Origin of the sequence: Alcaligenes sp. YSL9, assembly GCF_030515105.1 — a bacterium.
Taxonomy (GTDB): Bacteria; Pseudomonadota; Gammaproteobacteria; order Burkholderiales; family Burkholderiaceae_B; genus Alcaligenes; species Alcaligenes phenolicus.
Genome location: NZ_JALXJU010000002.1, coordinates 78019 through 103239 on the forward strand (window position 1 = coordinate 78019; position 25221 = coordinate 103239).

General features: G+C 56.4%; 21 protein-coding genes and 2 tRNA genes. 6 read left to right on the forward strand and 17 right to left on the reverse strand.

Annotated elements, in window-relative coordinates; genetic code table 11:
* Position 1: 1 nt before the first annotated feature.
* The 5 genes from infB to scpB all read right to left on the reverse strand — a co-directional run bounded on the left by infB (position 2) and on the right by scpB (position 8276).
* Entirely contained in the window at positions 2-3058 is a 3057-nt protein-coding gene (infB, locus tag M2Q46_RS08550) for a translation initiation factor IF-2 (protein WP_203144981.1), read from the reverse strand.
* A gap of 67 nt (positions 3059-3125) precedes the next feature.
* A complete protein-coding gene (nusA, locus tag M2Q46_RS08555; RefSeq protein ID WP_026484319.1) occupies positions 3126-4610 on the reverse strand; it encodes a transcription termination factor NusA in 1485 nt (494 codons plus the stop codon).
* Entirely contained in the window at positions 4607-5098 is a 492-nt protein-coding gene (gene rimP, locus M2Q46_RS08560; protein WP_009457607.1) for a ribosome maturation factor RimP, read from the reverse strand. Before rimP ends, nusA begins: the two co-directional genes overlap by 4 nt.
* A 323-nt stretch (positions 5099-5421) precedes the next feature.
* Entirely contained in the window at positions 5422-7254 is a 1833-nt protein-coding gene (gene rluB, locus M2Q46_RS08565; RefSeq protein ID WP_083053985.1) for a 23S rRNA pseudouridine(2605) synthase RluB, read from the reverse strand.
* A gap of 2 nt (positions 7255-7256) precedes the next feature.
* Complete coding sequence (gene scpB, locus M2Q46_RS08570) at positions 7257-8276, reverse strand: SMC-Scp complex subunit ScpB (RefSeq protein WP_302357069.1); 1020 nt, start codon at positions 8274-8276, stop codon at positions 7257-7259.
* Positions 8277-8348: 72 nt separating this feature from the next.
* Here scpB and M2Q46_RS08575 point away from each other — a divergent pair.
* The 4 genes from M2Q46_RS08575 (at position 8349) to M2Q46_RS08590 (ending at position 11353) form a co-directional block, all read left to right on the forward strand.
* Positions 8349-8425: transfer RNA gene (locus tag M2Q46_RS08575), tRNA-Met, on the forward strand.
* 831 nt (positions 8426-9256) lie between these two features.
* A tRNA-Met gene (locus tag M2Q46_RS08580) sits at positions 9257-9333 on the forward strand.
* 558 nt (positions 9334-9891) lie between these two features.
* Entirely contained in the window at positions 9892-10254 is a 363-nt protein-coding gene (locus M2Q46_RS08585; protein ID WP_035270780.1) for a hypothetical protein, read from the forward strand.
* Positions 10255-10327: 73 nt separating this feature from the next.
* A complete protein-coding gene (locus tag M2Q46_RS08590) occupies positions 10328-11353 on the forward strand; it encodes a DUF3829 domain-containing protein (protein ID WP_035270781.1) in 1026 nt (341 codons plus the stop codon).
* 131 nt (positions 11354-11484) lie between these two features.
* Here M2Q46_RS08590 and M2Q46_RS08595 read toward each other — a convergent pair whose 3' ends face one another.
* Positions 11485-12450, reverse strand: a complete 966-nt coding sequence (locus tag M2Q46_RS08595; RefSeq protein WP_302357070.1) for a hypothetical protein — start codon at positions 12448-12450, stop codon at positions 11485-11487.
* A 140-nt stretch (positions 12451-12590) separates the two neighbouring features.
* Between M2Q46_RS08595 and M2Q46_RS08600 the strand changes: the two genes are divergently transcribed.
* Positions 12591-13733: a GNAT family N-acetyltransferase gene (locus tag M2Q46_RS08600; protein ID WP_257113162.1), complete on the forward strand. Its 1143-nt coding sequence runs from the start codon at positions 12591-12593 to the stop codon at positions 13731-13733.
* A 3-nt stretch (positions 13734-13736) separates the two neighbouring features.
* On the opposite strand, the gene phaR is transcribed toward M2Q46_RS08600, so the two are convergent.
* From phaR to M2Q46_RS08625, 5 genes are all read right to left on the reverse strand, one after another.
* The gene (gene phaR, locus M2Q46_RS08605) at positions 13737-14279 is read right to left on the reverse strand and encodes a polyhydroxyalkanoate synthesis repressor PhaR (protein WP_009457627.1); all 543 of its coding nucleotides are present in this window, start codon (positions 14277-14279) and stop codon (positions 13737-13739) included.
* A gap of 59 nt (positions 14280-14338) precedes the next feature.
* A complete protein-coding gene (gene phbB / locus M2Q46_RS08610) occupies positions 14339-15076 on the reverse strand; it encodes an acetoacetyl-CoA reductase (RefSeq protein ID WP_088450794.1) in 738 nt (245 codons plus the stop codon).
* A gap of 124 nt (positions 15077-15200) precedes the next feature.
* Positions 15201-16832 carry an alpha/beta hydrolase gene (phaC, locus tag M2Q46_RS08615; protein WP_302357072.1) on the reverse strand — a complete coding sequence of 544 codons (1632 nt, stop codon included), beginning with the start codon at positions 16830-16832 and terminating at the stop codon, positions 15201-15203.
* 142 nt (positions 16833-16974) lie between these two features.
* Positions 16975-17742: a peptidoglycan editing factor PgeF gene (gene pgeF / locus M2Q46_RS08620; protein WP_083053993.1), complete on the reverse strand. Its 768-nt coding sequence runs from the start codon at positions 17740-17742 to the stop codon at positions 16975-16977.
* Positions 17724-18689 (reverse strand): RluA family pseudouridine synthase, encoded by a 966-nt coding sequence (locus M2Q46_RS08625; RefSeq protein WP_026484310.1) that lies wholly within the window; start codon positions 18687-18689, stop codon positions 17724-17726. Before M2Q46_RS08625 ends, pgeF begins: the two co-directional genes overlap by 19 nt.
* A gap of 95 nt (positions 18690-18784) precedes the next feature.
* On the opposite strand from M2Q46_RS08625, the gene M2Q46_RS08630 reads away from it, so the two are divergent.
* The gene (locus tag M2Q46_RS08630; RefSeq protein WP_026484309.1) at positions 18785-19582 is read left to right on the forward strand and encodes an outer membrane protein assembly factor BamD; all 798 of its coding nucleotides are present in this window, start codon (positions 18785-18787) and stop codon (positions 19580-19582) included.
* Between the two features lie 253 nt (positions 19583-19835).
* On the opposite strand, the gene M2Q46_RS08635 is transcribed toward M2Q46_RS08630, so the two are convergent.
* The 6 genes from M2Q46_RS08635 to M2Q46_RS08660 are packed head-to-tail and all read right to left on the reverse strand — an operon-like array spanning position 19836 to position 25121.
* Positions 19836-20516 carry a TetR/AcrR family transcriptional regulator gene (locus M2Q46_RS08635; RefSeq protein ID WP_052362930.1) on the reverse strand — a complete coding sequence of 227 codons (681 nt, stop codon included), beginning with the start codon at positions 20514-20516 and terminating at the stop codon, positions 19836-19838.
* 51 nt (positions 20517-20567) lie between these two features.
* Positions 20568-21863: a TRAP transporter large permease gene (locus M2Q46_RS08640; RefSeq protein ID WP_302357073.1), complete on the reverse strand. Its 1296-nt coding sequence runs from the start codon at positions 21861-21863 to the stop codon at positions 20568-20570.
* Positions 21864-21865: 2 nt separating this feature from the next.
* Positions 21866-22372, reverse strand: a complete 507-nt coding sequence (locus M2Q46_RS08645) for a TRAP transporter small permease (protein ID WP_302357074.1) — start codon at positions 22370-22372, stop codon at positions 21866-21868.
* A 20-nt stretch (positions 22373-22392) separates the two neighbouring features.
* Positions 22393-23385 carry a TRAP transporter substrate-binding protein DctP gene (gene dctP, locus M2Q46_RS08650; protein WP_302357075.1) on the reverse strand — a complete coding sequence of 331 codons (993 nt, stop codon included), beginning with the start codon at positions 23383-23385 and terminating at the stop codon, positions 22393-22395.
* Between the two features lie 48 nt (positions 23386-23433).
* Positions 23434-24759: an FAD-binding oxidoreductase gene (locus tag M2Q46_RS08655; RefSeq protein WP_302357076.1), complete on the reverse strand. Its 1326-nt coding sequence runs from the start codon at positions 24757-24759 to the stop codon at positions 23434-23436.
* Positions 24756-25121, reverse strand: coding sequence for an ethanolamine utilization protein EutQ (locus tag M2Q46_RS08660; protein WP_230940588.1), 366 nt, complete (start codon positions 25119-25121; stop codon positions 24756-24758). Before M2Q46_RS08660 ends, M2Q46_RS08655 begins: the two co-directional genes overlap by 4 nt.
* Positions 25122-25221: the final 100 nt, after the last annotated feature.

The window sequence follows — 25221 nt, forward strand, 5'->3', positions numbered from 1 at the left end:
ATTACAGTGTCCGGGCGATCTCTTTGATCTCGAAGATCTCAAGCTGGTCGCCCACTTGGATGTCGTTGTTGCCACGCAGCGTGATACCGCAATCGAAGCCGGAACGCACTTCCTTGACGTCGTCCTTGAAGCGGCGCAGGGAATCCAGGTAGCCACTCCAGTGCACGACGTTGTTGCGCAGCAAGCGAACTTGCGAATCGCGACGGACCACGCCTTCGGTAACCATACAACCGGCGATATTACCAATACGCGACACGTTGTAGACTTCGCGGATTTCAACCATACCGATGACTTCTTCGCGCTGCTCGGGAGCCAGCATGCCGGACAGGGCTGCTTTGACCTCGTCAACCGCATCGTAAATGATGTTGTAGTAACGCAGATCAATGCCGTTGGCTTCAGCCAGTTTCTTGGCGCTTTGCTCGGCACGGACGTTAAAGCCGATCACTACCGCGTTGGAGGCAATCGCCAGGTTGACGTCGCTCTCGGAAATACCACCCACGGCGGCGTGTACAACCACCACACGCACTTCGTCGGTAGACAGCTTGACCAGCGACTGTACCAGCGCTTCTTGCGAGCCCTGAACGTCGGTCTTGATGATGAGCGACAGGGTTTGCATGCCTTCGCCCAGATTGTCGAACATGGACTCCAGCTTGGCGGCCTGTTGACGCGACAGTTTCACATCACGGAACTTGCCTTGACGGAACAGCGCGATCTCACGAGCTTTACGCTCGTCAGCCATCACAACCAGTTCATCACCCGCAGCGGGCACTTCAGTCAGACCCTGGATTTCTACAGGAATCGACGGACCAGCCGAACTCAGCGACTTGCCGGTTTCGTTCAGCATGGCGCGAACGCGACCGAAGGAGGCGCCGACCAGCACGCTGTCACCACGGTTCAAGGTACCGCTTTGAACCAGGATGGTGGCCACAGGACCGCGGCCCTTGTCCAGACGGGCTTCAATAACCGTACCCTTGGCAGGTGCGTCAACCGGAGCCTTCAACTCCAGCATTTCGGCCTGCAGCAGCACGTTTTCCAGCAATTCGTCGATGCCCTGGCCGGTTTTGGCCGACACAGGAATAAAGGGCACATCGCCACCGTATTCTTCAGGCACCACTTCTTCGGCTACCAGTTCCTGCTTGACGCGTTCCGGGTTGGCTTCAGGTTTATCAATCTTGTTGATCGCCACCACCAGCGGCACGCCAGCGGCGCGAGCATGGTGAATGGCTTCACGGGTCTGGGGCATCACACCGTCATCGGAGGCCACCACCAGAATCACCACGTCAGTGGCTTTGGTACCGCGAGCACGCATGGCCGTAAAGGCTTCGTGACCGGGGGTATCCAGGAACGTAGCCGTGCCACGTTCTGTCTTGACGTTGTACGCACCGATGTGCTGTGTAATACCACCGGCCTCGCCCGAGGCGATCTTGGCACGACGGATGTAGTCCAGCAGCGAAGTCTTACCGTGGTCAACGTGACCCATGACAGTTACCACTGGAGCACGGGGCTTCAGTTCGGCGTCGTTCTGAGCATCGGTATCGACCAGGAAGGCTTCAGGATCGTCCAGCTTGGCAGCAATCGCCTTGTGACCCAGTTCTTCGACCAGAATCATGGCTGTTTCCTGATCCAGAACCTGGTTGATGGTAACCATCTGACCCAGCTTCATCAGGTGCTTGATCACCTCGGCAGCCTTGACGGCCATCCGGTGAGCCAGATCGCTGACCGAAATGGTTTCCGGCACGTGCACTTCACGGGCAATGAATTCTGCCACTTGTGGTTCACGGCGCTCGGCCTGAGCGTTGCGGCCACCACGACCACCCTTGCCACGACCTGCCTTGGCATTGGCTTTCCAGCCTTCACGACCACCACCGGCACCGGCGGAAGCCACATCAGCCTTGGAAGGCTGCTTCTTGCGGCTGGCATCGCTGGTCCAGCCAGGGGTGCTGTCAGTCTTGACGGGTTTGCCCGGGGCCTTCTCGGTCTTGGAGCCTTTGGCGTCTTTCTTCTGAGCGCCCTTGGCACCTGCCTTGCTATCAGCCTCTGGCTCGGGAGCACGCAAGACCTTACGAGGACGGTTCAACATATCGCGCAACGCAGCGGCTTCGGCCTCTGCGGCCTTACGGGCGCGATCACGATCCTGGTCTTGCTCCACATCGGCGGCAACAGGAGGAATCACCGGGCCACGCACTGCACGGCGCTGACCAGTAGCAGCCATATCCCGAGGTTTTCCAGTCGAAGTGGGCGTTTTAGTCCCTTGAGGGTGCTGATTTTTATTCACAGAGTTAGCTTGACGGGCGTCGTTTACAGATTTAGTAGGTTCCACGGGCTTTTCTTGGGCCGTAGGAGAGGGAGCCGATTCGGCCTTTTCCTGAACAGGCGCTGCCGCGGCTTCGGATGGCTCCGTTGCAGCAGGTGCTTGTTCCTGAGGCTGAGGCTCGGGTTTCTTTGTATCTTCCTGAGCAGCCTCAACGGGCTGTGCAGGAGCAGCAGGTTCGGGCGCAGGCTCGGCAACAGGAGTCGGCTCGGGAGCAGCGACCACTTCGGGCTCAGGCTCTGGCTTGGGCTCAGGCTTGGGCTCGACAGGGGCTTGCTCTTTCACAGGAGCTTCAGGAGTTGCTGCCACAGGATCTACGGGCTTGCTGACAGGCGCGGCAGGCGCCTGTTCAACAGCTTGCTTTTCCTGACTGGCCGCTTGGGCCTGAGCAGCTTGCTCCTTTGCATTTTCCTGTGCCAATGCCGCATTGGCTTCTGCCACCAGCTCGGAGGGATCACGCTTTACAAACACGCGTTTTTTGCGTGTTTCCACCTGAATCGTGCGGGAGCGACCCGATCCGTCATCCTGACGGATCTCCGATGTTTGACGGCGAGTCAGGGTGATCTTGTTGCCTTCCTGACTGCCGTGCGAGCGGCGCAACGATTCAAGCAGCTTCGCCTTATCCGAATCAGTGATGGCGTCATCAACTGATTTGAGCTCAATACCTGCGCTACGCAACTGCTCCAGCAGAACATTCGCAGGCATTTTCAGTTCTTGAGCGAACTGGGCGACAGTGTTACTCGACATTCGACTCTCTCTTGCTTTACTACAACTATTCTTAATGAATACAACGCGCGGGACCTAGCTAGACATATCAGGCCTCGTCGTCAAACCAGTGGGCACGGGCACGCATGATCAGTTCGCTGGCCGCATCTTGCGCCAGGCCGGTCATCTCGGACAGTTCGTCCGTTGCCAGTTCCGCCAGTTCATCCAGCGTTGTAATCTCGTTTTCGGCCAGTACGGCGATCAGCTCAGGCGTCATGCCCTCGACTCCTGCCAGTTCCTTGACCGCGGTCTGTACCAATTCTTCCTTGGCGATGGCCTCGCTCAGCAGCGCATTGCGGGCGCGGGCACGCAGCTCGTTGACGGTTTCTTCGTCAAAGGCTTCGATGTCCTGCAATTCCTGCAGAGGCACATAAGCGATTTCTTCCAGACCGGTAAACCCTTCGTCGATCAGAATATCGGCCACGGCTTCGTCCACATCCAGACGGGACATGAAGGTAGCGCGCAATTCTTCGCGCTCTTCGTCCTGACGGTTGCGGCTTTCTTCCGGTGTCATGATGTTGATCTGCCAGCCCGTCAATTCCGATGCCAGACGCACGTTCTGACCACGCGAACCAATCGCCTTGGGCAGGTTTTCTTCGTCTACCACCACATCCATGGCGTGCTTGTCTTCGTCCACCAGAATGGATTCGACGTGCGCCGGTGCCAGAGCACCGATCACGAATTCGGCCGGATCATCGGCCCACAACACGATATCGACCTGCTCGCCGCCCAGTTCGTTACGCACCGCAGTCACGCGCGAACCTCGCATGCCCACACAAGTACCGATAGGATCGATACGCTTGTCGTAAGCAATAACAGCGATCTTGGCGCGCACACCCGCATCACGGGCAGCGGCCTTGATTTCCAGCAGGCCCTGTTCGATCTCGGGTACTTCGTTCTCGAACAGTTCTTTAATGAATTCAGGTGCTGTACGCGACAAGATGACCTGCTGGCCACGTGCTGCGTAGTCCACCTTCTGTACCCAGGCGCGGACACGGTCGCCCACGCGGATATTTTCCTTGGGGATCATTTCCGAACGAGGCAAACGTGCTTCGATCTTGCCCATTTCGATAATGGCATCGCCCTTGTCCATGCGCTTGACCGTACCGGAAACGATGGTCTCACCACGCTCCAGAAAGTCGTTGAGCACTTGCTCGCGCTCGGCATCACGGATTTTTTGCAGGATGGCCTGCTTGGCAGCCTGGGCACCGATACGGCCAAACTCGATAGGCTCGAGTGGCTCTTCGATGTAATCGTCCACTTGCAGCTCGGGATCGATCTCCTGGGCGTCCGACAGCATCTCCTGCTTGTCGGGCTCTTGCAGACCGGCCTCGTCGGGCACGACCAGCCAGCGCCGGAAGCCTTCGTGGGCGCCGGTTTCCCTGTCGATTTCCACACGGATATCGACATCTTCCTTGAAGCGCTTTTTCATGGCCGAGGCCAAGGCGCTCTCGAGCGCGGTGAACACGACATCACGCGCTACGGATTTTTCACGCGCCAGCGCATCGACCAGCAATAGAATTTCGCGACTCATCGCTTCTTACCCTTGAAATCAAGAACGGGATCCAATTTGGCACGATCCACCTGGTCATAGGTGAATTCGACCTGCGTCAGCTTGCCCGATGCTTCGTCCAGTTCCAGCCTAAAAACGGTATCCAGCGGAACACTAGCCGGTAGCGCCCCTTCAGGAGCGTGGAGCGTACCCACAAACACTTTCCGATTGTCGAGCGCCTCGTGCAGGCGCACCTGCACCCGACTGCCCGCAAAGCGCACGTAATCGCCAATACGCAACAAGGGGCGATCTATCCCCGGCGAGGCCACTTCCATGCGCTTGTAATCCACGTTTTCCACTTCGAAAACGCGTGATAATTGTTTAGACACCCATTCACAGTGTTCGATACGCACCCCTTCCGGGTGATCGATGACGATGCGTAACAAGCCTAGCGGCGCACGCTCCACGTCCACCAGTTCGTACTCGGTACCCGCCAGGGTCTCTTGTGCCAAAGCTAGAATGTCTGCCATAAAATCCAAAAAAAATGGGCTGTACGCCAGCCCATGGTCACCATGCACGCTTGAGAATCAAGCGGGCCCTGGTCTTGCGCATTGCCAACGTCAAATCGGGATAGTTGCAGGCGCAACCGAACCGGATGATCCACGCGGTCTCTGCCTTGAAAGACCGCCCTATTCGCTGGCGCGCAGCATCAAAAAAGACCCAGCCGACACAAACGTCTCTGAGCCAAGTTCTATATTCTACCAGAAAACCGGAAAATACGTGCATTCACACGGCCTTACAGGCCCAAACCGCAGGGTTCGGGCCACAAACTCAAAGTCCGTGCGTCCTGGCTTTACCGGCGCCCGCGTCCCAGGTGGGATTCATGGGCCGCCGAGCTGGCTGGCTGCCAGTCATCATCACGACGGCTGACACGGCGCACCACCGTTGTTTTCTTCACATGAGCCTTGGGCGTTTGCCCGGCTCCGGCACGATCGGAAGCGCCGCGACGGGCCGAAGGCGCACGTCCTTCCTGAGCACCGCGAGCGTGACCACCACGGGCCTGATCACCACGCCCCTGCTCACCGCGCGCCTGATCGCCACGCACTGGACGGCGGCCATTGTGCACACGCGCACCTTCCTGCGAACGCCCCTCGCGACTGCGACCTTCATGCGCGCGTCCTTCCGAAGAACGCCCTTCCGCCGAACGACCGCGTTGCTGGCCACCACGTACACCCTGACCGCTACGTGGAGCACCACGCCCTTGACCACCGTGTTCACGACGACCACCATCAGGATGGCCATTGGCCAGACCACCGCTAATGAACAAGGCACCGCTGACGGATTCGTTTACACGCACATTATTTGAGGAGCGACCGCGACCTGCCACACGACCACCACGCCCCATGCGAGCGCCACTCAGACCGTTGTGCTCCAGCGTACCGAAACCGGGAGGCAAAGCGCTGTCGTGGGACAGAGGTTGACGTTCGCGACGCTGGTGGGTGCCTTCGTCATCCGACTCTTTCACCAGCCCCAGGCGCAGCATGAATGCCATCACCACATCAGCATCCAATTCTTCCCAACGGCCACGGCGCAGATTTTTAGGCAGACCCACATCCCCAAAACGAGTGCGAATCAGACGGCTGACCGTCACACCCATCGCTTCAAACATACGGCGCACTTCACGGTTACGGCCTTCATGAATAGTGACGCGATACCAACGGTTGCTGCCTTCGCCACCCAAAAATTCGATCATGCCGAACTTGGCCACACCGTCTTCCAACTGCACGCCATCGCGCATGGATTGCATTTGCTCTTCGCTCAGCTCACCCAGAACACGTACAGCGTATTCACGCTCGGCACCGTAGCGCGGATGCATCATGCGGTTGGCAATATCACCCGATGTCGTGAAGATCAGCAAACCCTCGGTATTCAAATCCAGTCGACCGACCGACAACCACTTGCCCACTTTCAGGGAAGGCAGGCGACCAAACACGGTGGCACGGCCTTCGGGATCGTCGTGCGTGACAATTTCGCCAGCCGGCTTGTGATACAGAATCACGCGCGGAGGGCGCTTGGTGTTGGCACGATTGATCAGTTGACCATTAATACGCACCTTGTCATCGGCACTGACACGTTGACCGATATGGGCAGGTTCGCCATTCACGGAGACACGACCTGCAACGATCAGTTCTTCCATATCGCGGCGCGAACCGATACCGGCTTCAGCCAGCACCTTGTGCAATTTAGGCTGCACCAAGTCGCTGCCCATGTACTTACCCAGGCGCTGCGACAAACGACTTTGCTTGTCCAGATGGCTGAATGCGATGTCATCATCACCATCCAGAATCACAACCGGAGCGTCGTCAGCAGGGTTGGAGTAACGAGCGGCCTGGGTGTTGCCTGGTCGCTTGTTGGCGCCACCGCGTGTATCTGGACGACGACCAGCAGCCGCAGGTTTGCGTCGATTGTTTTGTGGGCGAGCTGGGCGGGCCTTGGCCTCACCAGGAGCGGCCGCCTGGACCTCTTCATTCTGGCGGGGAGCCGACTCTTGCGTGGCATCGCCACGACGGCGGCGAAACGGCGTGCGCAGCTTGCGCCCCTGGCCCTTCGCGCGGGGATTCTTGGGGTCGGCCGCGCCAGAGGCGTCCGACATGGAGGCTGTGTTCGTCTCGTGCGAATCAGTCATTTTTAATCATTTACTCCAGAGTTTTTTATTTCGTCCGGTACCTGTATATCCGATAGGCCAGCCGCAGCCTGGGCCTCATCCACGGGGTCCGGTGTCGTATTCACTTCAGCTTGTTCGGTTTGTGGCAGCTCCGCTTCTGAAACTGCCTCAAGCAAATCGTCCTGACTGCCTGGCTCGGAATCCGGTTCGGACTCCAGCTCAAGCTGAGCAACAGAGGCCTGTAGCGGCTCCATGCTCACTTCCAAAGCAGCGTCTTGCTCTGCTTCTAGTTCTATTTCTTGCCCTGCTTCGGAACCAGTTTGCTGCCCTGCCACAGATGCAGACTCTTGCTCTACACCCTGCTCTGCCGCTTGCTCCTGGCTCTGATCCTGATGATCCCCGCCCTGCTGTTGATCTTGCTGTTGATCCTGTTGCTGATCCCGTTCTTGATCCAATTCTTTGTTCTGCTCCTGATCAGCCGACGCAGCTGCTTGCCCGTTTGGCAAGGAAGCCAAGGCATCCAGGGAGTCCAGAGTTTCAACCGAAGGCAACTCATCCAAAGAGCGCAGACCCAGATCATTCAGAAACTGACGGGTCGTTCCCAGCAATGCCGGGCGTCCGGGCGCATCACGATAGCCCAGCACTTCAATCCAGCCCCGATCCTCCAGGGTACGCACAATTTGAGTCGATACGCTCACACCACGTATGTCCTCAATATCCCCACGGGTAACAGGTTGCCGCCAAGCAATAATCGCCAAGGTTTCCAGCACGGCCCGCGAATACTTGGGCGCGCGCTCCAGACTAAGACGGGACAAAAACACTTGCATGGCCGGGCGACTTTGAAAGCGCCAACCCGAGGCAACCTGAACCAATTCCAGGCCACGCTCTTTCCAATCCAATTGCAAGATAGCCAGATAACGGCGCAGATCATCCGCGCTCAGCGGCGGGGAGACAAACATTTTGCGCAACTCGGCGCTGTTCATGGGCTGCTGTGCACACAGCAAAGCCGTCTCCAGGACTCGGATTATTTCACTTTCAGTCACTGCTGGGAAGCCTCACTTTCTGGCGATACTTGCATAAAGCAAAAATTCCATGTTAGTATTTATCTTTTCCGGCGCGGGGTGGAGCAGCATGGTAGCTCGTCGGGCTCATAACCCGAAGGTCGTAGGTTCAAATCCTGCCCCCGCAACCATCACCCGGAACTGCTTAGCAGAATCAAACAAGCCAGCCAATTTGTGCTGGCTTTTTTGTTGTCCGCTGTTTTGATCTGCAATCTTGCGCGCGGCGCAGCCCACAGCCAGAACACGCAGGCCAGCCATCAGCAATGTGGCAACAACCCCAGCCCAAACAAAGGCCACCACAGCAGCCGCAGCACGCATCCGAATCACCATCGTCGCCATCGTCGGGCCTTTTTGCATCGGGCCGGACGCGCACGCAAGCCCGCCGCCCTGGCTCAAACCAGAAACAGCCGCTTTAAAAGCAATTAAAAATGTTGTGTAAGCACACATGCTGATGATGAGTATGTCCGCAAGCCCTATCGGACTGGATTTGAATTGGCGCTCCGGATTGGCGGAACGCGAAAACAGCACAACAACGTTTGGGGCAATAACTGATCGGGGCGACAGGTCTACATTGTCAAATGCCAACATCAAGGCACCAACAGACCACCGCAGGGCTTATCGATTGCCTAAACCTGAAGCAAAGCCAGAAACAGAGAAATTCGTTTTGCCGGGACATCCCGCCTAGTAGGGGAGCCGACTGCTATCAAAGCCAGATGCCAGCCATCAAGAACTGGTCGCTATACAGGAAGCCGCTTGCGCGTTTGAACTTTTTGAAATGCCAGTCCGGCTGAACCTGTAAGCACAGTTCGTATTACACCATTGCGACCAGCAAGACGCAAGAAAATTGAGGATCGTTTTATCCAGCCTTTATGCCCCTTCCAGCGGCAATCGCCAAATATTAATGAAATAAACACGCCACACTATGTACATAATCAAAAACTATGTTATAGTTACTTTTCTGACGCGGGGTGGAGCAGCATGGTAGCTCGTCGGGCTCATAACCCGAAGGTCGTAGGTTCAAATCCTGCCCCCGCAACCAAATTCATTTATCGGCCTCTTGCAGATAAATTTGAAAAAACCGGATTTATTCCGGTTTTTTTTATGCCCGTTGTTTTTAAATAGTCCGGCTTCGTCAAAACAATAAACAAGGCGAACCCAAGACAAGCCCCCCCTTCCTGCAGTAACTCCCATCCCGCCAGTACGCCCCCATCTACTTCAAGCACGAAATGTTCTTGACGACCGCAGTCTCACCGTGCGATAAACCTTCCCGTGCGGGTGATTAGCCAGCTTGAGCATGACCAGAACACAGAATAACAAGTCAGCTCCAGCCCCTCTAATCGCGCTTCAAATCCCGCCAATCAGCTTGTTTGTGCGTGAACACAGTGACGCCTCATGGGCGTGGTCTACGCTGCACGCTCACGCCTCACAGCCAAGCTGAGTTTCAAGAAAGACGAAATCCCTTACGAAAGCCAGGCCACCTCTTCTCCAGCGTTGGAGCCAAGTACGTGCCTGCGCGATCCCAGGATGAGTCGTACTTTTTGCAGTCACTCACACACAAGCAGAATCGGCTGGAGACAGCCGACTAAAGGATCAAGACATGAAACGAGTACCCGCAATCGCAGGGGCCGCTCTGGCCTTGCTGATGGCCAGCACCAGCACCTTTGCTGCCACCACCTATTTGACTTGCGAGTTTGCCGACCCGTCGGGCAAGCCCCAGGTTTTCAATTTCGCCCTGAATCAAGAGGCAGGAACATTTGGGGTCTACGTTCCTGCTTCGGGCAGCGAAAGAATGGAGCGAGGCACCTTTGCCGACAACAAGGCCAGCCTGAATGAAGGCGCAATTGCCTGGGAGATTGACTTGGCAAGCGGCACCATCATCCGCGATCGCCGCATGGTAGGCGAAAAAGACCAGGGCAGCTGCAGCGCCATTTCTGCCGAGCGCAGTGGCTTCGAGCAGTAACCCCCCCTCCCCGAAAAGACCTGTCTCTGTCCCTTTCCCCAGGGGCAATGCAGCTTATCTCTACAGCGCGAAAATGAAGAAACTTACAAGTATTGTGATCCTGGGCGCGATCGGCATTGCCATCGGCGCCTACGCCAGCGGCCAATTCAACACCTGGCTGCCACAGGAAATGAAGGTCGGCACCTCTGGCAGTTCCCTTCTGGGCAATGGTGAAGTGAGCCTGCAAAAGCAGGATATGCAACTGGCCGAGAAACTGCAGCCAGTAATTGCCTGCCTGAATGACGTCGCCAGCCCCTTGAGCCAGCATGCCCAGAAATACATCAAGGAATATCAGAACCTTGTCGCTACCCCCGGCTCCACCCGCATTGCCGCCAGCTTCAAGATCAAGGTGTACGAGCAGAACAACTCCATCTCGCGCGAATGCATCACCCAAATGCGCAATGCCATCGCCATGCCGCCAGCAGACGCTGGACTGGACAAGCCTGGTCAAGTGTTTGCTGACACGCTGGAAAAGCTGATTCCCGTCATGAATGAAGCGGATCTCTATTACAGTCGCAAGGACAATATTGACGACCAGATGAAGAAAGGCCGCGAGCTGGACGAGCAGATCATGCCTCTGTTCATCAGCTTCTTTGATGCGGAAGACACGCTCAGACAAACAGTCTCGGAGCGCAATCACAGTCTGCGGGAAAAACAGCTGGTAGCGATTGAAGAGGCTTACGGCACCGAGAACTTTGCTTGGCACACGCTGAATGTCTCTCTGGCCGCCCGCCGCGCCGTTGATGCCATCAGCACGTTGGCAGAGTCCGAGCAGCTCACTGGCCAGTCCATCGAGAAAATCGAGCAAGCGTATCAAGCCGCCTTCGACAAGGCTGATGCCTTTGCCAAAGCACATCCCGACACCAAAACGCAACTGGGCAACGCGCCCAAGTGGTTTGCCCTGTCCAGCAACTTCAATACCTTCCTGGTGGGCTTGAAGGATCTGCGCCGAGCCCTGGCATCGGACGCAAAGCAAGCCAATGTGGAGTACCAGCTCTCCAAGCTGGAGAACGACTACAACAGCATGATCAGAAACTACAACATGCTACCCGACGCCTGACGAAACCAGGCTAATGGCTGCGTTTTCCGTAAGCAGGAGAGCGCAGCCTGCGCACTGGCAATGGCAGACCCCAAGCAAGATGGGGTTGGTCCGGTATTACAGGGCCTCCCGCCACCAGGGCCAAACGCTCATTAGCGCGCCGCGTCATCCTTGCGAAGATCGAAAAACCGCAAACCATCACGCAGACGATCACGCAGCCACACATAGACAGACGGGGCTTCTTGCCCTGTATTGAATCTGGCTTGCACCTTCATGCCAGACATCAATTTACGCACCTGATCCACAGACAAGCCAGACTCCAGACGTGCCGCTGGCCAAGGGGGATCCATTGTCATATTCAACGACAAGCGCCCCTGAGGCGCGGGTAGCTGAGCAATAAATGCCAGCAAGGCATCGCGGCTGTCCCGATCCGCCACCGAGTCAGGCATCAACTGCACGGAAGTGCGTGCTGCCAACAAGGCCTTCTCAATACCGGGGCGCGGGTCTTCGTACATGCTCATGTTCATGACCAGGGCTGGCATGATCATGGACTGGATCAGATTCTGATTATCCAGGTACAGATTCAGACTTTTAAGCTCCGCCTGCTCAAGATCATCGGCACCCAAGGGGCGTCCTGCGGCCAACTCAATCCCGAATTGCGCCTGAGCACGAACCTCACGCAGGTACTGACTACGCAGTCGAACCTGCTCCAAATTCAATTGCGCCAAGGCCGAGTCCCACTTGTACTTGAAAGTAAAATCCATAGGCTTGGCTTGCAGGCGCATTACGTAGTCCTGCCCTGGCAAACGTCCCGTCAGAACATAGATCCCGCTTACTTGTAGATCCATGGAGTCTGGAATAACTTGCCGCTCGGACAAGGATGCCAAGCCTTCATCACGCAAGACCAGCTCATCAAAGGCCAGCAGCATTGACGAAAAACCGGCCGACCATTGTCCGTTCTGAACCAGACAAGCCCCCTCCCGATCCTGCATCTGCAGCTCGTCTCCGGATTGCGGCTGTAAAGCGACATAATTACGCAAATACTCACAAGCAGGACCCGCTTGAGCCGAACCTGCCAGCACCATCCACGTACCCAGCGCCAAGGTAATTTTCTTCATGAATTCCTCTTATTGGGCAAGCGCTGGCAACAATACCAATCAAGCCTTCCCTTTGTATGAAACGCTGGCTAGTATACAAAGCCGTCAGGGTCTATGCCCTAGTCCTGTTTCAAGTTGAGCTTACCGACGTACTCCTTGCCATGGTCAGCACTGAACCGATCCAATTTTCACTTTGCACACAGCTGAGTCAGCTCGACGCAGCACACTGGGACGCGCTCTCTGGCCATCACCTGTTGCTCAGTCATGCTTTTCTGACGTCATTGGACGAAGCTGGCTGCGCCATTCCACAGACAGGCTGGTCGCCACATTACCTCTTGATGCATCGTGGACAGACGCTGTGTGGTGCCGTGCCCCTGTATCTGAAGCACCATTCGCGCGGCGAGTATGTGTTTGATCAGGGCTGGGCTCAGGCTTATCAACGCCATGGGCTGGACTATTACCCCAAGCTGCTCAGTGCCGTCCCCTTTACGCCCGTTAGCGGCCCACGTCTGCTGGCGCACACACAAGAGGATCGCATCCTGCTGGCCAGGCAACTGATCCAGCTGACGCAAAGTAATCAGCTGTCCTCTGTGCATGTCCTGTTCCCGAATCCAGAGGACAGGCAAGCTCTGGAGCAGGCGGGCTTCATGATTCGCCACGATGTGCAGTTTCACTGGCAAAACCAGAACTACGCCAGCTACGAAGACTTCCTGGCTTCCCTGACCCAACAAAAGCGCAAAAAAATGCGACAGGACAGCCGCAAGGTTTACGAGCAGGGGCTGTCCTTTGAACACAAACAGGGTCAGGAGATTAGCGAGCAGAACCTGGACTACTTTTACCAGTGCTATGCCAATACCTATCAGGAGCGCGGACAACGCCCCTATCTGAATCAGGATTTCTTTGCGCGCCTGCACGAACAGCTACCCGACTCTCTGGTACTGATTCTGGCACAACAAGATGGGCAAGATGTAGCCTGCGCCCTGTCGCTGCGGGACGGACACACACTTTATGGACGTTACTGGGGCTGTACTCGATACGTGCCAGGCCTGCATTTCGAGACCTGCTACAACCAGGCAATTCAGTTCTGCATTGCGCAGCAACTGCGTTTCTTTGAAGGCGGTGCTCAAGGGGAGCACAAGCTCTCGCGAGGTTTGCTGCCCACTCCCACCAGCTCGGCGCACTGGATTGCTGACCCCCGCTTTGCCCACGCCATTGAAGAGTTCCTGCATGAAGAAGCGGGCCATGTGGCCCGCTATCAGGAAGCATTAAGCAGCCATACCCCGTTTAAAACGCTGGCAGGCTAAAAATCAGTCTTTCTTGTCTTTGCCTGGTGGCGCAAAGGGAAAGACCGAGAACATTTGCCGGGTCTGATCCTGCATCTGGTCCTGCATTTGCACAAACAGATTCTTGCTTTGATCGATATAGCTGTTCATGACGGTTTGCATCACAGGCGCCTGTATGCTCATGAACTGAGCCCAGGCTTCGGGGCCGAACTGACCGCCGTAGACGCCTTTGGACTGTTCAGTCATGCGCTCCTGGATTTCCATGAAGGCCTGAATGTTCTTTTCCAGATACGAACCCATCACCCCCTGCATGGCATTGCCATAAAAGCGGATGATCTGCATCAGCACCGGAGTGGAGAACATGGGGATACCCCCGCTTTCTTCCTCAAGAATGATCTGCAACAGAATACTGCGCGTCAGGTCCTCGCCGCTTTTGGCATCGACGACCGCGAACTCCTCTCCTGACAGGACCAGTTGCTTGACATCGACCATAGTGATGTAAGCGCTGGCCTGCGTGTCGTACAAGCGACGATTGGGGTATTTCTTGATGAGTCGAGGGGATCCCATGCTGGTGCTTACTTCCTAATCAATAAATCAAAAACACGCGCTATGCACTGCAACAAGCCTTAGCTCATGTGCAAGCCACCGTTCAAGGAGAAATCCGCACCCGTGGCAAAGCCGGAATCACCCGAGGCCAGCCAGGCCACCATAGAGCCAATTTCATCCGGTGTACCCAAACGGCCCACTGGAATGGTCGCCACGATTTTCTCCAGAACGTCGGGGCGAATCGCACGCACCATGTCCGTACCAATATAACCGGGGGAAATAGTATTGACCGTCACCCCCTTATTGGCAACCTCCTGGGCAAGAGCCATGGTAAAGCCATGGATCCCGGCTTTAGCCGTGGAGTAGTTGGTCTGGCCAAACTGCCCTTTCTGCCCGTTTACTGAACTGATGTTGATGATGCGGCCCCATTGGCGCTCTACCATGCCATCAATAACTTGTTTGGTCACGTTGAACAGGCTGTTCAGGTTGGTGTCGATTACCGCACGCCAGTCTTCCTGGCTCATTTTACGGAAGGTACCGTCGCGTGTAATCCCGGCATTATTGACCAGCACGTCCACACGACCAAACTCGGCAAAGACCTTTTTAAACGTCTCAACGGTCGAGTCCCAGTCTGCTACGTTGCCCACCGAAGCATGAAATGTGTAGCCCAGCTCGGCCTGCTCGCCCAACCATTTCTGAAAATCGCGGTTGGGGCCGCAGCCTGCAATAACGGTAAAACCGTCTTTGGCCAGACGCTGACAAATGACTGTCCCTATCCCTCCCATACCACCAGTGACGTAAGCTACTTTGCTGCTCATATACTTCTCCTGAAAGGGGTGACAAAGCTCGATCCCTGGGCCGGCCCGGGCAATGAAAAAGCCTGGCGTCGGGATAATGGAAGCAGGCAGACCGCCCTGCTCCCGAAACCTGAAAAATTGAAAATTAACTGGCGCGCACTTTCACATAACTGCCGGGCGCATCCTCCAGCACGGGATAACGCGCATGGCCCAGACGACGTTTTGCGCGACGCCGCGAACCCGACAAGGGCGCAAGCCACGCAATCCAATCGGACCACCAGCTACCAGGTACGGACTGAGCCCGCTCCATATACTGCTGGGCATCCAGCGTGGCGACTGGCTCGCCATCTTGCAGCACCCAGTAATTACGGCGCTGCTTGGCAGGCGGATTGATCACGCCTGCGATATGGCCCGAGGCCCCCAGCACAAAACGATGCTCAGCCGCAGGCAGTGCCTGCAAGGACGCATAGGCCGACTGCCAGGGCACGATATGGTCTTCTTTCGAGCCATACAGGTACACAGGCAAATCCAGTTGGCTCAGATCGGCGCGGTGCGCCCCCACGGGGACACCACCTTTTTGAACCAGACGATTTTCCAGATAGGTGTTGCGCAAATACCAGGCAAAGAAAGGACCGGGCAAATGGGTGCCGTCGGAGTTCCAGTACAGCAAGTCAAAGGCAGGTGGTTTTTTACCCTGCAAGTAGTTACTGTTCACATAGTTCCAAACCAGCTCGGCGGGGCGCAGGAAAGAAAAGGTACTGGCCAGCTCACGGGCATTGAGCAATCCACCCTGCCCCAACTGCCACTCCCGAAACGCAACCTGTGCTTCGTCAATAAAGACATTCAGCATGCCCACGTCGGTGAAATCCAACATGGTGGTCAGCAAGGTCATGGAAGCGGCTGGGTCCTGACCTTTATCGCGTGCCAGTGCCAAAGCGCTGGCCAGCAAGGTGCCACCGATACAAAAGCCCAGCGTATTGATTTTTTCCTGGCCCGACAGCTCCTGGCTGACACGAATCGCCTCCAGCACGCCCTGCTCCAGATAATCCTGCCAACTCAGTGCATGGATATGGGCCGCGTCATTCGGCTGGGGATTGCGCCAGGACATCAGATATACCGTCAGCCCCTGATCCAGAGCGTGGCGTACAAAGGAATTCTCCGGCTGCAGGTCCAGAATGTAGAACTTGTTAATGCAAGGCGGCACGATCAGCAAGGGCACGGCATGGACCATGCTGGTAGTAGGTGCGTATTGAATCAGTTGAAAAATATCGTTCTGGAACACCACGGCACCGGGGGTGGTTCCCACGTTTTGCCCCAGTTGAAATTGGCTTTCATCCGTTTGTGTCAGACGGCCTTTTTGCCAGTCGTCCATAAAATTGGACATCCCTTCCAGCACGGACTGGCCGCCCGTATCCATCATGGTTTGCAGGGCCTGGGGGTTGAGCATCAAATAGTTGCTGGGCGACATGGCCTCAGCCCACTGCATCATGGAAAAGCTCAGGCGCTCACGCTGCGCGGCTTCCAGCTCCATCGAGTCCAGCATCTCGTTCATGGCCTGAACGCTAAGCTGCCAGATATGGGCATTGAACAAGGCGGTGGGATTGCTCTGCCAGGCGGCATCCGCAAACCGGCGATCCTGGGGAGGTGGCAAGGCACCGCGCTGGGCCTGGTCCCACAACTCCTGCCACTGTTGCATATAGCGAGCTTGCAGTTCAGCACAGCGGGTGGCATCGATCGGTTTGCCAAAACCTTGAAAAGCTCTGTTGTTACTCGACATCTGCCACCTGTAAACGAATTGCAAATACGCTTAGAGCATGACGTTCGTAACAAAAGCAGTCAATTGGGGTAATTAATTAGGCTGGCACGCCAATAGACGGAATTAAAGATTCCATATCGTATTTAATACGATCAAAAAACCGTTAAAGCAGGTTCAAGCGAGCAATGGTGGCCTGTCGGCCGGTCAAGGGCGAGCGGCGGTAGGAATAAAACAATTCATTCTCTTGAAACGTACACAAGCCACTTAAGTGCACAGTCATTTTTCCAGGGCTTAATTTTTCCAAACGGTGGCGGGCAATACCAGGCAAATCCGCCTGCCATTTTCCAGGACGCTTTCCCTGAATAAAAAAGGCGGCCAATTCCGGCTCATCCTGAACATAGGCATCAAAGACCTCCTGCCCGACTTCGAAGTGCTCCTGACTGATTGCCGGACCAATCCAGGCTTGCCAGGATTGCGCTTGGGGACAACGGGCGGCCATCGCCTGCCAGGTACGCTCCAGGACTCCGGCTTGCAGACCACGCCAACCGGCATGGGCCACACCCAATACCTGAGATTGCTCGTCCCAGATCACCACCGGCAGGCAATCAGCGGTCAGAATGGCCAGGGTACGATCCCGGCGTGTAGTGATGGCAGCATCAAACTCTCTGGGCACGGCAGGCAACACATCCTGATCCGCATCCAGCACGTCTGTGCCGTGTACCTGTGCCAGCCAGACTGGCTCCGAGCCCAGGAAGTCCGCCAGCCGCTGGCGGTTAACCTGCACCCGCTCCGGATCGTCGCCGGTATTCAGGCCCAGATTCAGGCTGTCACGCTCGTCCTGGCTGACGCCCCCAGCCCGAGTCGTACAGAAATAAAGCAGCCCCGCTTGTTCGGGGCCGCTAACACCAGGAATCAGCTTTGAGTGTGCCATTCAATCGCCTCTGCAACAGACTGATAGTCAGACGGTGGCTCCGCCGAGAAGCGACGGCGCTCGCCCGTATCGGGATCATCAAACTCCAGCACATGGGCATGCAGCATTTGGCGCTGCGCCCCCGCGACAACGCGGCCACCATATAAGGTATCGGCCAGCAGAGGATGCTTGATTGAGCTCAGGTGGACACGAATCTGGTGGGTACGCCCTGTCTCCAGTCGGCAAGCCACCTCGGTCACCGCTTCCTCGCCTGCATAACCCTGACGCAACATTTGATAATGCGTTACAGCATGCTTGGGAGCGACGGACGGCCCAGTACTCATGCGCACTGGCACGCGCAAATCGCGTCCAATCGGCTCATCGACCGAGCCCTGGCCCGGCAAGACGCCATGGACCAACGCCAGATACTGGCGTCCCATGCTACGCTCTTGCAATTGTCGGACAAAGTGAGTTTGTGCGACTTCCGTTCGGGCCACGACCAGCAAGCCGGAAGTGTCTTTGTCCAGCCGGTGTACAACACCGGCACGGGGTACCTGACGCAGATTGGGGAAGCGAAACAGCAAACCATTGAGCAAGGTGCCACGCCAGTTACCCGCGCCAGGATGCGTGACCAGACCCACTGGCTTGTTAACCACCAGCCAGGAGTCGCTTTGAGCCACAATCTCGAAGTCCACGTCATCGGGTTCGAAGGCCATGTCTTCTGGGGCCTGTTGCTCCCAGACCAGCACGGTATCACCGGGGTAAACCGTATGCTTGACCTTGACGGCCTGGCCGTTGACGAGAACATGCCCACTCTCGACCCAGGACTGTAGACGGCTGCGCGAATGCTGTGGCAGTAAACGCGCTAAAGTCTTGTCCAGACGATCGGGAGACGCAGTGATGGGAAGGATAAAACGCAGTGCGTCGGAAGAAACAACACTATCTTTTTCAGTATCTGTGTCAGGCATGGCGACAAATCATATAATTGAGCAGCAATGCTAACACCAAGGACGCTTTTGTGACTCGCCTGAACCTGAACTTGCCACGTATTCGTGGTACCAAGCTGGCCCAAGTAGCCGCATTAATGCTGGCTGCCACTTTGCTTGCTGGCTGCGGCACTACCAAAAAAGAAGTTGACCCCACCTCGGGTTGGACCGCCGAGCGCCTGTATAAAGACGCCCGTGAAGAAATGTCCGCCGGCAACTGGAAAGACGCGCGTACCCGCCTGGAAGCCGTCGAGTCCCGCTACCCCTTTGGCACTTACGCACAGCAATCGCTGATCGACCAAGCCTATATCAACTGGAAAGACGAAGAGCCTGCCAAAGCCCTGGCCGCTATCGACCGCTTCCAGAAGCAGTACCCCAGCCACCCCGGTACCGACTACATGCTGTACCTGAAAGGGCTGATCTCCTTTACGCCTCCTAGCGCTGCCCTGTCCAACATTACCCAACAGGACCCCAGCGAGCGTGACCCCAAAGGTCTGCGTGAATCCTACGAAGCCTTTAACGATCTGCTGCAACGCTACCCCAATAGCCGTTACGCACCGGATGCCGCCAAGCGTTTGACCTGGCTGGTCAGCACCATCGCCCAGAACGAAGTACACGTAGCCGAGTACTACTACAAGCGTGGCGCTTACGTGGCTGCTGTGAACCGTGCGCAAACCGTGATTACGGACTTCAAGGGCGTGCCTATTGCTGAACGCGCGCTGTACTTGATGTACCTGTCCTACGACAAGATGGGTCAAACCGAGCTGCGTGACACCACCAAACGCGTGATGGATCAGAACTTCCCGGACTCCACCTACTTCAAGGACGGTCTGGATGCCAAGGTTAACTACTGGAACCCGATTAACTGGTTCTAAACCTTGAGGCAAAGCAGCATAAAACACAGGCTGCTTTTGTGAAGCGACAATAAAACGTCTCACAGAACGCAGTCAAAAAAAGGCCGAATCCCATACAGGATTCGGCCTTTTTAGTTCTCCGGCTTCAAGCTGATATTCCTTACCAGCCTGCTCTGCCCTGCTCATCAAAACAGTAACGACAAGCCAGGTAGCTCCTTAGCCTGCAGCCATCTAAACACACCCCGCCCCCACAGGCCCCAGAGCATCCTGAATATCACCCCACCTTCTTGGCATTGTCCTTTTGCACGCTATACATACGCTCTGCAAAAGCCTTGGCCTTGGCTGGGTCCAGGGGCTGGCCTCCCAGAATCTTCATGGTGTCGTCCAGATACACCATGCGGTCTTCCAGCTCTTCCTGCAGGCCAATCAGGTAATAGCCAATCTGACAAAAGTACGTCGTCCGGGCTCGGGTCTGGGCTTCAATCTCTTCCAGACCCATACGCTGAAAGAAATTGGCCAAGGCATTCATGCAGGCCTTGTCCGCCCGCGCGACGGCCTGACGCACTCGCTCGGAGCGCCTTGCCCAATCCCGCATGGCCATATCCAGGCCCGGCTCAAAACGGGACACATCCAGCCAAGTGGAGAACAGGGACAACATGCCATCTTGCAGATTGTCCACATTCTCCAGCGCCAACATGGTGGAGCGCATATTCTTTTGTTCCCAGAAACCGACCAACCCATCCAGCAGATCGTCCCTGTCCTTGAAATGCCAATAAAAACTGCCTCGCGTGACGGCCATGACCTGCGCCAGGCGAGTGATGCGCACCGCCTCCACGCCTTCCTGCATAAACAGGCGAATGGCCGCCTCCAGCCAGTCCGCCCGCGTCAAATGCACATTGGGCTCGGTCAGCGCGCCGGCCTGGGCCACACGTTCAATCAATTCCTTATCGCTCATATCGCCTGCTTGTAGAGTCGCTTTAGTCGCCAAAGTATACCGGCGCTCCTCTTATAACAGGCCCAGCATTCGTGGAAACGCCAAGGAAACAGCGGGCACGAAGGTGGTGATCAATTGAATCGGAATAGCCACAAACACGATCATGGCGATGGCCGGGCCAAAGGAACGATGTACCGTCACTTTGCTGATACGGCAGGACATGTACAGCACAGGAGCCATCGGCGGGCTGTTCGAGCCCACAATCACCGCACACGCCACAATCGCGGCAAACTGTATCGGATTGACATCGGCCACGCCCACCAAAGGCAGCAGCAAGGGAGCCACCACCACGGTCAAGGACACATCGTCAATAATCATGCCCACCAGAATCAGGAACACATTGACCATCAAGAGAATGCCGATGGGGCTGTCCACCAGACCCGTCACAAAGGCGGTCAAGTCCTGTGGCACACCTTGCGCAACCAAAATACGGCCGATCAGAAAGGAGAACAGCAAGATCAGGATAACGGTGCCCGTAGTCTCTGCCGTACGTACGAAGCTGTCGCGCAGCTTGCGTAGGGTCAGTTCACGATACACAAAACAGCCAATACCAATCACCAGCACAACCGCCACCGCTGCCGCCTCTGTAGGCGTAAATACGCCCCCGTAAATACCACCCAGAATCAAGGCGGGAATACACAAGGCGGGCACGGCATAAAGCAAGGTCTTGAGGGAAGAACGACGGGATTGCTCATCAGCAGGCTGTGCAGGCAACTCCTTGAACCAGCGTCCAGCCACCACATAGTTGAACAGCGTCAGCCCGACCATCAACAGAATCCCTGGCCCGATCGTGGCTGCAAAACACGCCACTACCGACTGCTGCGTCACCACCGCGAACAGAATCATGGTGATGGACGGCGGAATCAGAATCCCCAGCAAAGAGGAAATCCCCAGCAAGGCCGCCGAGTACTGACGCGGATAACCGCGCTGCTCCATGGGATCGACCAGAATGGTGCCAATGGACGCCACCGCCGCCGAGGCCGTACCCGAAATCGCCCCGAACACCCCGGAAGCCAGCACCATGCTGGCCCCCATGCCACCACGACGATTCTTGACCAGCATTTCGGCAAAACCCACCAAACGGTGCGCAATCCCGCCTGCCTGCATCAAGTATCCCGCCATGATGAACAAAGGCAAAGCCAGCAGAACCAGGGAGTTCAAGGAACGGAAACCTTGCAGCATCAAGGTGTTCAAGTTGACGTCATACACCAGCGTCAACATCAGCAGCGTGCCGGCAAAGGACCAGGCCACTGGCACCCCGATACCCAGCAGGCACAGGAGCAAGAGAACAGAAAATCCAGCATGCATAATCAATGGCCTCCATGGCGCAAGGCCATCAAAGACTGATAAACATCGCGCAAGGCATAGATCAGGCTACCGACGGCGTTCAGACCAATAGCGGCTTGCGGCACCCAGACAGGAATTCCCAGTTCGGCCATCGTGGTCGAGAACCGGGAACCCCACATGAACATGCGCAAGGTCCAATAGGCAAAAGCCACCACAATGATCAGCACCAGTACGGACACGATGAAACGATGGATAGCACGCGCCCGTGGAGTCTTCAAACGATGCGACAGGTAATCCACCACCAGATGCTGACGGGACTGGCTGGCAATCAAGGCCCCCGTCATATACAGCCAGATCGCCGCCACCATCACAATGGTGTGCACACCGGCTGCCGGCCAATTCAGGTAATAACGTGCGGCCACCACATAGGCCAAACCTGCCGCCACCACAACGCTGGACGCAATGGCCAGCCATTCCAGAGCGATCAGGGTCGGCCCTCGCTTGATCAGAGGGTCCTCACTCACATTCATACTCCCTTGTTCCAAGGTATTCACTTGAGAGCCGAGGCGTTTTTCTCGATATGGGCCATGATGCTGTCGCCCACTTCAGCGTGCATCGCAGGCCAGACCTTGGCACGCACATGGGTGCCCAAAGCAGCCAGTTGATCCTTGTCGAGCTCAAGGTAGGTTTTACCCAGCGCTTTCCACTTCTCCACAATGGCCGCGTCCGCTACCTGGGCCTTGGAAAACTGATCTTGCATGATGGTGATGGCCGAGGTCTGGATCACTTCCTGCTGCTCGGGCATCAAGGCTTCCCAGGCTTCCAGGTTCATGGACAGCACACCGGTAATGAACTGCTGCTTGCTGCGCACGTAGTAATCCAGCGTGTCGCGGAAATATTCGTAGTCGTAATAAATGACGTTGGCTGCATCGCCATCCACCACACCGGTCTGAATTGACGTAAACACTTCGCCCCAGTCAATGGCTGCCGTCTGATAACCCATGGCTTGCACGGACTGCTGCATCATGGAGATTGGGGGGACACGTACCTTGATGTTCCTGGCGTCCTCTACCGTCACCGCATGTTTGCCTTTAGTGGCGACGCCATTGAATCCTTCAGGCCAGGCACCGAAGAACTTCAAGCCGTTCTCTTTGTAGATACCGTCCAGCGTTTCATTCAACCAGCCACCGGGCTGGTACGCGGCCAAGGCTTCTTCCCAGGTGGTGAACATGTAGGGCGTGTAGATCACCGCAATGCGCTTGTCGTAGGAAGTCATGGGCCAGTTCAGCATCAACTGCACATCACCGGCTACATGCTGGTCGAACACCTCTTCCTGACCACCCAACTGGTTTTGATAGAAAACGCGTGGCGACACCGCGCCTTGCGTACCCTCCTTGATCAGCGCAGCCCATTTCTCGATTGCATCACCGCTAGGCGAGCCTTGCGCGCCCGAGTCCGTTGCAATACGCATGGTTTGTGCGGACACAGTGGCCGCGCTCAGGCTGAACATCACCGTCAGCAAAGTCTTGCTCAAAAGCTTCATAACTCCTCCTGGGTATGTCTTTTAAATTTATTGTTCAAACGTCGGCTATCAGGCTTCCGCCCGGTGCCGCCATAACTCCCAGCCCAAACGGGCCCGGACACCCACATCCAGAAACGGACGTGGCGGCAAGGCATCGGGTTGCCCCAAAGCCTGCATATCGGCAATCAAGGGATTGTCCACACCGCAAGCCAGATCGGCGACCAACATGCCGGAAATCGTGCCCTTGGTCAGACCCACCCCGTTCTGACACACCGCGGAATACACATGCGGGGCCACCTGCCCAAAGCCTGGGGAACCATTACGGGACAGACAGATAAAGCCCGTCCAGGTGTGCTCCATTTCCACGTTCTTCAGATTCGGGAAACGCTCGTCAAACAGGGTTTTGTGCTCGATGCGCACGCAGCGACGGCTCTCGTCATCGCTACGCAAATTGGGGGCGTACGTCATGTGCTGACGAATCAGAATGCGCTGGTCATTGGTGCGACGCATGGTAATGCCCACAAACGCGTTGGCGGGCGTCAAACCCCAGCTGGGCAAACCACCCAATTCGCGCTGTTCGCTTTCCGTCAGGCAACGGGTCAAGCTGGCATGAGCCGCCATCGGCATCAGCTTGCCGCTGTAAAAACCGAACTGCTCGGCGAACACATTCACGGCCAGAATCATCTTGCCTGCACGAACCTTGCCACCGGGGGTTTCCAGCGTGACACCGTCGCCTTGCTGCAAGGACAGCACGGGCGTTTTTTCGTAGACGGTAACGTTGGGAGGCATATTGTCGGCCAGACCACGCGACAGACCCGCCGGGTTCAGCAACACCGTACCGGGGGTGTAAATTCCTGTGCGGAAATGCTTGAACCCCAGCTTGTCGTGCAAGGCTTTGCCGTCCAGCCACTCATGCGGTTCCTTCAAGGACTCCAGCACCTGCAGCGTAGGCTTCAAGGTTGTGCGTACGCCTTCCTCGGAAACCGCAGCGTGGAATTTCCCGATGGGGCTCCAGTCGCACTCGATACCGTAACGCTCGACCTGGGTTCTTAGATAAGCAATCGCCGTACGCGCCAGGCGCACATGCGAACGGGCGGCGTCCAGTTCGCCCATGGAACTACCGACGTTATGAGGGCTATCAATCGCAAAGCCGGAGTTTCGGCCTTGAGCGCCCTCGCCCACCAGATCGGCCTCCAGCACCACGATGCTGTCACCGGGGCGGTTCTCTGCCAGGCGACGGGCAGCCGCCAAACCGGCCAGGCCACCGCCGACAATCACCCAATCCGCCTGTATGTCTTTAGCCAGGGACGGTTTGGGGATGCGAGGAGTCAGCAGCCGACTCCACCCATTGGTCTTGTCGTTCTCCGGCAAGCGCGTGATTTTCCGGATGCTCATGCCGTCGTCCGTGCGCTGGCCCAGTTGCTGGGATGCAGGCAGTAATGGATCAGAGCAGATTCTGCTTCATAGATCAGGGGCGTGCCCGCTGGCAACCACACACAATCACGTGGACCGGCTTCCAGAATGCCCTGCGGCGTATGAATGCGCATGCTGCCCTCGACCACCGTCACGACCTCGTCATACAGCACGGTCCATTCGATGCGGGCCTGGTTCAAGCGCGCATACCCCGCCCCCAAAGGCGTCCCATCTTCCTCACCCACGATTTCCGCCAACTGCGCCATCTCCGGTTTTTCCTGTCTGGGCTGAAAGACCAAATCGTCAAAACGCATTACTCGCGGCAAAGTTTTTTCTGTTGTCATGTGGATCACCAAACATAAGTGGTTTTAGAACATACATAGTTGTATGTTGTGATGGTAATGAGCCGAATTTGACGCGTCAATGCGTGGAGAGATGGGGATT